General features: G+C 65.3%; 8 protein-coding genes and 1 pseudogene. 2 read left to right on the top strand and 7 right to left on the bottom strand.

All coding sequences use genetic code 11. The annotated features are described in order from the left end of the window. Positions 1 to 324 precede the first annotated feature (324 nt). Positions 325 to 1,434, bottom strand: a complete 1,110-nt coding sequence (locus QWZ14_RS08440) for an IS110 family RNA-guided transposase (protein ID WP_290316192.1) — start codon at positions 1,432 to 1,434, stop codon at positions 325 to 327. Between the two features lie 446 nt (positions 1,435 to 1,880). Further along, positions 1,881 to 3,005, bottom strand: a complete 1,125-nt coding sequence (locus tag QWZ14_RS08435) for a glycosyltransferase family protein (RefSeq protein ID WP_290316191.1) — start codon at positions 3,003 to 3,005, stop codon at positions 1,881 to 1,883. A 301-nt stretch (positions 3,006 to 3,306) separates the two neighbouring features. Between QWZ14_RS08435 and QWZ14_RS08430 the strand changes: the two genes are divergently transcribed. Continuing rightward, the gene (locus QWZ14_RS08430; RefSeq protein ID WP_290316190.1) at positions 3,307 to 4,539 is read left to right on the top strand and encodes an FG-GAP repeat domain-containing protein; all 1,233 of its coding nucleotides are present in this window, start codon (positions 3,307 to 3,309) and stop codon (positions 4,537 to 4,539) included. A 58-nt stretch (positions 4,540 to 4,597) separates the two neighbouring features. On the opposite strand, the gene QWZ14_RS08425 is transcribed toward QWZ14_RS08430, so the two are convergent. The 5 genes from QWZ14_RS08425 to QWZ14_RS08405 form a co-directional block, all read right to left on the bottom strand. Further along, positions 4,598 to 5,191 (bottom strand): acyltransferase, encoded by a 594-nt coding sequence (locus tag QWZ14_RS08425; RefSeq protein ID WP_290316189.1) that lies wholly within the window; start codon positions 5,189 to 5,191, stop codon positions 4,598 to 4,600. Next, on the bottom strand, positions 5,188 to 6,309 hold the full coding sequence (locus QWZ14_RS08420) for a DegT/DnrJ/EryC1/StrS family aminotransferase (protein ID WP_290316187.1): 1,122 nt from the start codon (positions 6,307 to 6,309) through the stop codon (positions 5,188 to 5,190). The genes QWZ14_RS08425 and QWZ14_RS08420 overlap by 4 nt, the downstream gene beginning before the upstream one ends. 2 nt (positions 6,310 to 6,311) lie before the next feature. Continuing rightward, positions 6,312 to 6,755 (bottom strand): class I SAM-dependent methyltransferase, encoded by a 444-nt coding sequence (locus tag QWZ14_RS08415; RefSeq protein WP_290316186.1) that lies wholly within the window; start codon positions 6,753 to 6,755, stop codon positions 6,312 to 6,314. Positions 6,756 to 6,845: 90 nt separating this feature from the next. Then, on the bottom strand, positions 6,846 to 7,853 hold the full coding sequence (locus QWZ14_RS08410; protein WP_290316185.1) for a glycosyltransferase family 2 protein: 1,008 nt from the start codon (positions 7,851 to 7,853) through the stop codon (positions 6,846 to 6,848). A 19-nt stretch (positions 7,854 to 7,872) separates the two neighbouring features. After that, positions 7,873 to 9,924, bottom strand: a complete 2,052-nt coding sequence (locus QWZ14_RS08405) for a glycosyltransferase family 2 protein (protein WP_290316184.1) — start codon at positions 9,922 to 9,924, stop codon at positions 7,873 to 7,875. An 811-nt stretch (positions 9,925 to 10,735) separates the two neighbouring features. Here QWZ14_RS08405 and QWZ14_RS08400 point away from each other — a divergent pair. After that, positions 10,736 to 11,134: pseudogene (locus tag QWZ14_RS08400) on the top strand (IS110 family transposase); the annotation flags it as partial. Positions 11,135 to 11,243: the final 109 nt, after the last annotated feature.

Genomic DNA, 11,243 nt, shown 5'->3' with positions numbered 1-11,243 from the left:
TGCCAGCACCTTCGAGAAACTCCTTGTAGCGGCGCCGCTCTGATGTCCGCCGTCAAGGTCACTTGGCGTGCGACATCATCCGCCATTGATGGCGGGCGCATCGAGGCCGCGTAGGGGAGGAGGCGGGGCCAATGGACGTCGGTGATCATGCTCTGATCCGCGGGTTGGGTACCGCATCTCCGCTTATGCGTCCCGGGGCTTCCCGATCTTACTGCGGGCGTCAGCATGGCCGGCCACAAAGCGTCAGACGGGAGTTCCCTTGCCGTTGCCCCGCCCCCACCCCTGCGCAGCCCTATGATGGAAGGCGACTGGTGAGGCGGGTTGCTAGGCTGGCTTGACCTCCCGTCCGATTGCCCAAACAAAGCCGGCGAGTTCGCGCGCTACTGCGGTGACAGCGACGGTGAGATGTTTGCCGCGCGACGCCAAGGCCCGGTATCGGGTGCAAAGGCGGGTCTGCGCCTTCCAGGCAATATCCTTGACCGGTGCAGGCAGCTTCTCAAGCACATAATGCTTCAGCTTGCCCGTGCGGGGCGGATGCCGGTAGGTCCAGGCACTCTCGACCAGGGCTCGCCGCAGTCTGCCGTTGCCGGCCTTGGTGATCCCAAGGCGGCGCACGGTGTTGCCGGTCGAGCGTTCACCGGGCACCAGCCCGAGATAACCCATGAACTGCCGTGCGGTCTCGAAACGCCCAAGGTCGCCGGCCTCGACCATGATAGTCGCGGCCGTTACGAGACGTATGCCGCGCAGAGCCTGCAGCGCCTCAACCACCGGCGCCAGCGACCAATCAGGCAGCAGTCTTGCGATCGCCGCCTCGATCCGCGCCAGGCGCTCACGCGCATGCCGCTCGGCCAGAACCATCTCCTGCAATACCACCTGCTGCGCTGGATGGGTGAAGGTCTGCTCTTGCAGCCAGCGCACGTGCACCGCGCCCCACGTCGTCTTGCCGGGAAACACTCGACCATGCTTCAGCAGCAGCGACGATATGACCTGCCGCTTGCGGCGCAGATCGTCGACAGCCGCTTCTCGTGCGCGAACCAAGTCGCGCATCGCTTCGTGCCCTTCGTCCGGTACCCAGACCGCCGTCAGCTCGCCGGCCCGCAGCAGGCGCGCCAACTGTATGGCGTCGCGCCGGTTGGTCTTTACCCGGTCACCTGCTTTCCGTGGGATCAGCGATGGTGCGACGACGGTGCACTCATGGCCAAGACTGATCACCTGCCGGTACAGCCCATACCCCGTCGGGCCGGCTTCATAGCAAACGTGCAGCTTGCCGTGTCTCTTGGCCAAACGTGTCAGCAGCTTGCGGACGGCATCCGCGGCCGCGTCAATCTCGCCAATGTACCGTACCTCACCGCTCCGGCCCGGTTCAGCCACAGCAATCGCGTGTTTGGCTTTTGCTGCGTCGATGCCCACAAAGATTGCGCCAGTCTCCGTCATGCTTCGTCCTCCTCGCACTGAGGATCGACCCGCCCACGCGGGCAACCCTCGAGGTTACCCAGGCGCATCCTAGGGCAAGATCCCAGGCTCAGGGCGGACATACGGTCTTACCCTGCTCTGCCTGACCAGCCGCGAGCTCCTCGAGGACGCGACCAACCTTGACGCGCAGCTCCGCAGCGTCTTCGCCTCCTTCGCCGCATTGGCTTTGGATCAGGCGATCCTCTACGGAAGCGGCACAGCCAATCAGCTGCTAGGCGTCGGCAGCGCATCTGATGCCTGCCAGCCTGGACGACCGCACCTTCGCCTTGACCACCCGCTATCGCCGTGGGTGACGGATTGTGAAGGCTATGCCGGCACCTTGGCCGATTGTCGCCTTCGCCAGCCGCATGCCCAAGGCAGGCCGCCCGATGGACCGGAGGTCCAGGACAGCCTCTGGAAAACTATCGCTAAAAGCGAATGCCGACATTATCCGCCAGGTTTCGCAGCAGGCGCGTGCGTGGCAGCAGTTGCGCGGCGGTACCGTAAAGCTTGATCGTCCGCAGCTGGCCACGTCGGCCGAGGCGGAGCGCGCGATCGGGGTGACGGGCCAAGTCGTCGAGGAAGCCGATGACCGAGGCGGCCTCGGGCTCACAGATCATGATCTCCTCGCCGTCCTCGTAATGCCGGTTCTGCCTGAGTTCGTCGGAACAGATGATCGCAACGCCACACAGCGAGGCCTCGACGCAGCTTCCCGTGGGGAAGCCGTCGAACTCCGTGCCGGTGAGGGCAAACCGCATGGTCGGCGCGACTATGACATCCTGCCCGAGGAAGAATTGGCGCAGCTCCTGCGTGGGCAACGGCCCGACGAAGCTGAGCCGCGGCGCAAGATGGTCAGGGATCGGCCAGTCGGATGCGCTGAAATTCCCGGCAACCGCAAATCGAAGATTGCCGTGGCGCCGGGCAAGCTCGCTCGCGGCGGCGATGAACTCCGGATAGCCTTTGCTACGGCCTCCCGCGTCGTAGCGATAGGCAGCGAAGCAGATGCGCAGCCCTTCACCGGCCGCGGGGGGGCGCCTGACGGCATCGGCCGCCAGATAGGCCGGGCTGATGACGAGACCCGGCAACTCCAGGACCGGGACGCGGCATATGGGGCTCAGCGTTTCGACCGTCACCGGCTGCGTGGCGACGACGGATCGCAACATGGGTGACGCCAGGACCCGCTTCAGCTTCGCCATTGACCGGGCTTCGCCCAGCTCGAACCCGCCGCCGGGGTAAAGGGTGAAGACAAAGGGAATGCCGTGGCGGTCGAGCTCATCGACCCAGTGATAGGCATTGTTCAGGAAGGTCAGGCTGACGGCACGTGCCGTGCGAAAGCTGTCGGGGGACCAGGGCACCACCTGTGCCGCGACGTCGGCATGCCGGTCCGCATAGGCAGCGTGCAACGCCACGAAATCCGGTGCCGTCGAAGCGACCCGCATGCCGGGGAAGACGCGGAGGTAATGCGTGAACTCGGCCACGCGGAAGCCGGTCAGCAGGTTGGGGAAATAGTCGTCGACCACGAGCAGACCTGAACCTGGAAGATTGGCTTCCACTGGCATCCGACGCATAGGCTGCGATCCCCTGTTGCTCGCGCATGAGACAAATATAAAAAAATCAGTAGGTTACGTCAATATTCGTTATAATAAATCAACAAATAATCAATCGGGGATTTAGTGTTTCCTTATTTCAGCAACTTGGACTGGTGACTGCGCATATTCTTGGGGAGAAGGTGAAGGATGCCGATTTTAAAGGCCCGCGCGCATGGCTAGGTTGCAGGGGCCGGTTGGGTCGCAAAGGGGGGCCTCACCGGCAGTCTTCGCTTGATAACAGTTCCAATCAAAAAGGGGAGGGGTGATGGGCCTGATTTTAGGAAGTCCGCTGAAGGACTCGTATGGACTTGGCCCCACAGGCGACACCGTCATCGGTGGTCTGGGAGACGACTATTTCGAAGCTGGTGCCGGTGCCGATATGCTTGCCTATGCCCCCGGGCATGGCAGGGACTGGATCAACGGCTTCAACCCGGGCATCGACAAGCTGCAGTTTTCCACCGCTATCCCTGCGACGTCCCTGGTCTTCCAGTCCGTCACGCTTGAGGGCGTCAACGGCCTGGCGGTGTATTACGGCCAGAGTGGGAACGACGTCGTCTTCCTGGCGGGCGTCTCGAGGCTGTCCTCGGGCGACATCACCTTCGGGCCGCTCCCGAACGTCTTCGTCAACCCGCCCCCAACCGACATCAACATCGACCACAGGTCAGACATCCTGCTGCAGCAAGCGAACGGCACCGTCGGCGCCTGGATCATGGACGGGGCCAGGATCATCGATTCCAGCCTGAGCACCAATCCGGGCGCGGCCTGGAAAGTCGCCGGCAGCGCCGACTTCGACGGCGACGGTCGTTCGGACATCCTGTGGCGCAACGACAACGGTGCCCTCTACGAAGGCCAGATGAACGGCCCCCGGCTGATCGGCGGCGGCATCATTGGCAACCCCGGCCTGGACTGGAGCATTGCCGGCACGGGCGACTTCAACGGCGACGACAGAGCCGACATCGTGCTCCGCCACATCGACGGCACGATCGCGCAGTGGCAGATGAACGGCACGACGGTCGTGAACGCGGTGTTCAGCGCCAATCCTGGCGCGGCCTGGAAGGTCGGCGGCGTCGGCGACTTCAACGGCGACGGGTTGAGCGACATGCTGCTGCGCAACGACAACGGCACCATCGCGCTCTGGCAGATGAACAACATCACGATCGAGCGCAATGATTTCGTGACCAATCCCGGCGCCAACTGGAAGGTCGGCGGCGTCGGCGACTTCGACGGCGACGGCAAATCCGACATGCTGCTACGCCAGGACGACGGCCTGCTGTACCTGACGCTGATGAACGGGTCTGCGATCACCGCCGGCACGGCCATAGGCAATCCGGGCGCCGCCTGGCAGGTCGCCGACATCGGCGACTACAACGGTGACGGCAAGTCCGATATCCTGCTGCGCCACATCGACGGCACCATCGCGGAATGGCAGATGGATGGCGCGAAGATCGTGAATGCCGGCTTCGCCTCGAACCCTGGCGCGGATTGGCAGGTCGTCTGACCCGGCCGGCGTGGCGCCGCGAACCGGCGCTACGCCACCGCCTCACGGGATGCCGGCATCAGGCGTCCGGCCGCCGCGCCACGGCTTCCTGTCCGAGCAGCCGCTCCGCCATCCCCCGGTGCTCCGCCGAACGGTCGCCGATGATGCGCGCCGGTGTCCCGACAGCGATCTTGAAGGCCGGCACGTCGGATTTGACGAGGCTGAGGGCGCCAACGGCCGCGCTTTCGCCTATCTCGACATCGGGCAGCACGACGCAACCGCTGCCCAGGATCGCATGCGCCCCGATCCGCACGGGCCCATCCGTCGACCGGCGGTACTCCGCGGGGATTGTCGGGTTGGTCATCGAGGCGCCGCTGTAGTCGTCGGTCGAGCTGAAGAGCGCGCAGCGGACCGAGATCGTGGCGAAATCTCCGATCTCCACCCGCCCATGACCCAGGATCGTCGTCATCGCCGAGATATGCACATTGCGCCCGATCGTGAGGCCGGCCTCCCCAGCGGAGAGGACGCAGAAGGCATCGATGCGGACGTGATCGCCGATCCGCATCCGGTGCGGCGCCAGCAGCACCGCATTCCGGCTGATGCGGACACCCTGGCCGAGCGCCCCGAAACCGATGGCGGCGAGGCTTGCCGGGTCCAGGAAATCGCTGCTCATGCGGCCCTGACCGTGGCGCAGACCATCTCGACTTCCGGGATGGTCATCGAATCCGCCAATGGCAGGGACAGGATCCGCGGTGCCAGCTTCTCCGTCACCGGGAGTTCGGCGATCTCCGACACGCGCTGGAAATAGGGCTGCTCCGCCAGATGCGGGCTGAAGTAGTGCCCCGCCGCGACGCCGGCCGCGGCGAGGCTGGCCAGCAAGGCCTCGCGCGGTCCGGGGTGGCCCGCCGGCATGCCGACCGGCATGAACTGGTAGGCGATCTGCCGGCCTGCGACCTGCTGGAACTTGCATCCCGGCAGGCCGCGCCGATAGGCATCGGCCAAGGCGGCGCGATGCGTGACGATCTGCCCGAAGCTTTCCAGCTTGGCAAGCGCCAGCAACGCCCCGGCCTCGCTGAGCTTCGAATTCAGGCCGGGCATCGTGGCCGTGCGCGGCTCGCCGAAGCCGAAATTGCCCATCGTGCGCAGCCGCGCCAGGCGCTCCGCATCGGCGCTATAGATCAGCCCGCCCTCCGCCGTGGCGAAGGTCTTGGTGGCATGCATGGAATAGACGATGGCGTGCGCGAAGCCGGTCCCGAAGCCCTGGCCGCTGTCGTCGATCGAGCCCAGCGAGGCGGCCGCGTCGACGACGATGCCCACCCCGTGGCGCCGGGCGAGCCCGGCATAGCGGTCGAGGTCCAGGCCGTTGCCGAAGGTGGCGTAGGGCATCACCACGGCGACCTGCCCGGCATAGCGCTCCAGCAGGGCCTCCTCCGATCGGGCGCAGGGTGTCCAGCGGTCCGGGTCTATGTCGCAGAGCAAGGGGGTCAGCCCCGCCCAGATCGCCGCATGGGCGGTGGCGGCGAAGGTGAAGGATGGCATGAGGGCGTAGCGGGTCGTGCCCCTGGGCGCCTCGCCGGCGGCCTCCCGCAGGGCCAGCATGAGCCCGATGGTCGCATTGTTGACCGTCAGGCAACCGCCGTGGCCGCCGAAGAAACTGGCCGTCGCCTCCGCTTCGAAGCGGCTGTTGACCGGACCGTAGTTCGTGAAGATGCCGCTGGCCTCGATGGCCTCGAGCCCTGGCAGCAGCTTGCTCAGTCGAGCCGGATTCGGTCGCAGGAAAGGAATGCGCACGATCAGACCACCTCTTTCGGTTTGCGGGCTTCGATGACCAGCAGGGAAGCATCCGCCGGTTCCAGGTCCCAGAACAGCCGATCGCTGCCGGAGCCGGCGACGAAGCGCCTGGGATCGACGAAGCCGGCCCGGGACAGCGCCAGCCGCAAGGCCTCCTCGTTGAAGATGAAGCGATCCCGCACCGCATGGCGCCAGGCGTTGAACCGCATCGCGCTCGATGCGGCTTCGGCGTCGGGCGCCGCATAGAGGTAGGCCTGGACCACCGCGTCGAGGTCGGGGGTCACGACACGCAGCAGCCCGCCCGGCCTCAGCATCCGCCAGAAGCCGGCGAGGGCTTCGGCAAGGCCGGCCTCGGACCAGGATTCCGGTCCTTCGCACAGGACGCAGCCGGCGGACGCCGCCGCGATGCCATCGAAGTCGGGGCCGTCGGCGCCCAGCGGCAGCATGCGGAAGTCGGTCCCGAGGCGGCGGGGGGTGACGGCAAAGGCGGGCCCGATCGATGCCGGAGGGGCGTCAGGACGCTCGTGCTGTGTCACTCAGGCTTCTCCTAGCCGCTCGCGGTGTTGCCGGAAGGCGCCCAGCATGATCCCTGCATAGGCCCCTGCTGCCATGGCGCCGTTGTTGCCGCCCTCGGAAACGCTGCGGAGCAGGTTCTGCCGCAGGAGGTTGCCGCCGGGCAAATGCGCCTCGAGGCTGCGGGCCCAGCGGAAGGCGCGCGGAAGGTCGCCGACGGACAGGAAATACTCGACGAACATGAATTGCATCAGCCCGATGTCCTGCGGCGTCCAGGCGGCAGGCGGGATCCAGTCGATCGGCATCGAGGTGGTATTGGCCAGGCTGAGGCGCAGGCCCGATGCGTCGCGGGCCGCGATGAAGCGGGCCATGAGATCGAAGGTCGTGGTGAAGGCATTCCGCAGCGAGTCCGCCTGCAGGGCGCCATGCTCCTCCATCAGGACGTCGGGCAGAACCTCGAAGGCGGTACCGGCATCGATGATGCGGCGGAACAGATCCCAGTCGCAGGATCGTCGCAGCACGATGCTCGGGTCATACCAGCCGATGCGGTCGAAAACCGTCCGATCGATGAGGATGCCGCCATTGGGCACCAGCACCGACGACGCGGCGATCCGCGCCCTGACCTCGTCGGGCCTCAGGTCACCGACGCGGAAGGCGGAGCCATCGGGCTGCCGGACCTCGGTGATGCCATAGATCATGCCGAGATCCCGCCCCGCGACGGCTGCGGCGAGCTTGCGCAGGGCCCCCGGCAGCAGGATGCAATCATCGAACATCCAGCTGACCCAGCGCCGTCCGGGATCGGACGCGGTCATGCAGCGGCCCAACGAGATGGCGACGCTGTTCACGTTCCGCGGATTGCGGAAGACCTTGAGGCGCTTGTCGGTCGCGGCGACCGCATCGAGATAGGCCGCGGTGCCATCCGTGCTGGCGTCGTCGCAGACGATGAATTCGAAGTCCTGAAAGTCCTGCGTCAGTACGGAGCTGACCGCTTGGTCCAGAAGACCAGCCGCCAACCGCTTATGCGTCGTCATGTGGATTGTGATCATGTCATCAGTCCAGGAAGCGTTCGCCGTCTTGCGACGTGAAAATCGGTTGAGCCTGCTCAACGTGGTGGAACAGCAGGGATTGGGCGACGTAATGCAGGCGGGGCCGCAGCATCTTGATCTTGCGCAGCCGGTTCCAGTCTCCGGGTTCGCCGAGCCGGTAGGCATGCACGTCCCAGCCGAACCGCGCGAAGTAGCCATGATAGAAGATGGAACCGGTCGTGACCTGGCCCAGTTCGAGCTTCCCGTTCCCGAGCGCTTCCCAGCTCCCGTCGCGGTGCTCGTACCAGAACGAATGCCAGAGGAAGTCCGCGCTGTTGTCGCGTGCGGCAGCCACCATGGTGGCGATCTTGTCGGCGGTCATGCGGTCGTCGTCATCGAGGTGGGTGACGAAGTCGCCTTTGCAAAGCGACAGGGCGTGGTTCATGGCATTCGATCCGGCCACCCGCCAACGATCGATGCCCGGCGGCGGGTAGGGGCCGCGTTCGGGCAGGTTGGCGAAGACGATACGGTCGTCCCCCAGATCGGCGATGCGGCGCGCGGTGTCGTCGGTGCAGTGGTCGCCGACGACAACGATCTGCAGGTTGCGATGCGTCTGTGCCTGCAGCGATGCAAGCGCCCGCTCCACCAGCATCTCCGCGCGGTTCACCGTGGCCACGCAGACCGAGACGAGGGGGTCCGCAACGTCGAAGGCGGCCTGGTACGCCTTCGTCCGGCGCATGGCGTGATAGTCGTCGATGACGGCGGCGAAGCCTTCGACCGCGCCCAGGGACCAGTCGAGCCTCGCCTGCTCCGCCTTGGCCAGCGATTCGGCGACCAGGACCCGATGTTCCAGGTGACCGATGCGCGCTTCGACTGCCTCGGAAATCGCGGGTGCGGCGACGGCCACCGGTTGCGGCTCGATCGGCGCGGGAGGGGAGTATGTCTCGACCGGCGCAGGGCCTGGGACTGGGCCTGGACTTGGGACTGGGGCAGCGGCGACCTGCCCACGCCGTGCGCGGTACCGGGCGGGCAGCTGGAGGGTGACGGTCCACCATGCCAGCTTGATCCCTCGCCGCGCCCAGCGTGCGGCGGAGGGGTTGCCGCCGACCATCCTGCGAAGCGGCGCCGTCAATCGCCAGGAGGTCGAGGCGCGAATGGCCTCCAGCTCACGAAGCAGGTTATCGCGCTCGCCCCGCAGCGAGATGGCCTGACCGTGCAGGGCCTCGGAGGCCTCGACCTCCGTCGCCCGCAACGCATCGGCATCGTGCTGCCTGCTTTCAACAGCATTGAGCCGTTCTTCGGTCGTCCGCAGCGATTGCTCGGTAGCCCGCAGCGTGTCCTGCGCATGCCGCAATGCCGCTTCGGTGGTACTCAACGTGCTTTGCGCGACCTTCAGCGACGCTTCGGCAGCCACCTGCCGCGTCTGGACGTGCTGCAGCTCCGACACGCCGGCCTGCCGGTCGCGCTCGCAGGCGCGCAGCGCTTCCAGCGCAACATCGAGCTCTCCCCTGGCCTGGCTGAGGTCGAGCTCAAGGCGCTCGACAGCGGCATGCGCATCCGAAGCACGCTGACGGCTGCGAAGGCCTTGCCCCAGTCGAAGAAACGCCTGGCTGATGGCGAAGCCGAGCGCGGGATCGTTGCCTGCCTGATCGAGCAATTGCGGCAGCATGGCGCCCGGACCACCGGTTCCGGCCCTCACCTGCAATCCGTCGCCATGCATGAACGAGAACGAAACGCCCCTGTCCAGCATCGACTGGCAGGACGCGGCGCCGGTGCCGTCCGCTCCGCCCATGGCCAGCACCACGGCATCTGCCGATAAGCGCGACCGGAGCATTTCCAGCGAGGTCGCATCGATCTGGCGCAGGATATCGGCCCCGAGGATCAGGCACCCCACTTCCCCAGGCCCCGCAGCACCCGCGAGGGCGTCAAGATCGCCCGACATCAAGCGCGAAAATGCGCTGTATCGGAATGTTATCAGCTCGGCGACATCCGGAGGCGGGGAATATTCGTCAGGCGGTACTATCCCGATGACCCGGCCTCCCAATTCCAGCCGCTGCATTGCCTGACAGGCGGCCAAGAAGGCGGGGATGGTTCCTTTTCCGATTACCACGGTAAGCCGGGGCTTCGTGGACTTCGAAACAAAAAAGATGAACGGTATCTGTTCGGCCCAAGCCCCCCTTGCTTCCCAGTCTGTCCACCAGAGTGCAGATGTAACTAGAGATGAAAATTCTCTTCTAATACTCTGAAAATTACTAGCGCCTATATTGTTTTCCATCGAATTCATGTTGCTCTTTTAATAAACTGTGGATGTCCAACGCCAAATTTATTTCTGTTGAGATTTCATATCTCAATCGAGTCAAGGGATTATCAATAATGTCGGCTTTTGGGAAGGCATTAAGCCCTGCGGCGTTACGGAATGGCTTGCCTCTGTGGCAGTGGTGAAGCGTGCTCCACAATGTGGTGCAGGAACGATGCTCCCGAGCGGGCGGGATGTCTTGTCAGGATGCCAAGGGCAGGCTGACGGCGGTATCGCCCATGGTCCCGAGGGTGATGTTCGCTGGACAGCTTGAGTAGCCTGGCACCAACGAGGCGGACGACAGCATCGTCGTCGGGAGTACGACGCTGATGCCTGTCCAGTGCGTGATCGCGCCGTTGAGGCGCTGAAGCTGCTCAACGCTGCGCGGCGGGTAGGTGCCTGTAGGCGAGGGCGTCTTCCTGCGGCGAGGCCATGCTGATCTAGGGCGGGACGACGGGGCGCGGGTCTTTCCAACCTGGTTGCCCCGGCCTCAAGCCGCTCAGGCGGGAGTGTCGGAATTTATGGGATGGCCCGCCCCTCTCCCCTGCTGCGCTAGGCTGGCAGGGTAATCTGAGGGACGGGAGCTGGTTCGATGCAGATCGCGGTTCTGGGGATCGACCTGGGTAAGAACAGCTGCAGCGTGGTGGGTCTCGACGCTGGTGGGTGGGTGGTGCTGCGACGGCGCCTGCATCGGGAGGGTGTCGCCAAACTGGCGGCGGGCCTGCCTGGCTGCGTGATGGCGATGGAGGCCTTCTGTGGGGCGCATCACCCTGGCCGCAGGCTGCATGACGAGGCCCACCAGGTCCGACTGATGTCGCCGGAGTACGTGCGCCCCTATGTAAAATCGCAGAAGAACGACGACCGCGACGCGGAGGCGATCGCCGCGGCGGCGACCCGGCCGACGATGCGGTTTGTCGAGCTCAAGAGCGAGGAGCAGCTCGACATGCGGAGCCTGCACCGGGCGCGTGACCGGCTGGTGGGCGAGCGGACGGTTTATTCGTATTCAGGTTAATCGGCTTTGTGCGTTCCGATAACATCCAGTATCCAGTGATGCAGCCGCAAGCTAGCCTGGATTATGCGCGAAGGCTGACGGGCATGGT

The organism is Paeniroseomonas aquatica, assembly GCF_030409335.1.
In the GTDB taxonomy this organism is placed as follows: domain Bacteria; phylum Pseudomonadota; class Alphaproteobacteria; order Acetobacterales; family Acetobacteraceae; genus Belnapia; species Belnapia aquatica.
This window is presented reverse-complemented; position numbering and strand designations above follow the sequence as displayed.

Bases quoted from the DNA above. Each gene is read 5' to 3' on its own strand.
- QWZ14_RS08425 (WP_290316189.1), bottom strand. From the start codon at position 5,191: ATGAGCAGCGATTTCCTGGACCCGGCAAGCCTCGCCGCCATCGGTTTC.
- QWZ14_RS08430 (WP_290316190.1), top strand. From the start codon at position 3,307: ATGGGCCTGATTTTAGGAAGTCCGCTGAAGGACTCGTATGGACTTGGC.
- QWZ14_RS08410 (WP_290316185.1), bottom strand. From the start codon at position 7,853: ATGACGACGCATAAGCGGTTGGCGGCTGGTCTTCTGGACCAAGCGGTC.
- QWZ14_RS08440 (WP_290316192.1), bottom strand. From the start codon at position 1,434: ATGACGGAGACTGGCGCAATCTTTGTGGGCATCGACGCAGCAAAAGCC.
- QWZ14_RS08415 (WP_290316186.1), bottom strand. From the start codon at position 6,755: ATGCTGCCGCTGGGCGCCGACGGCCCCGACTTCGATGGCATCGCGGCG.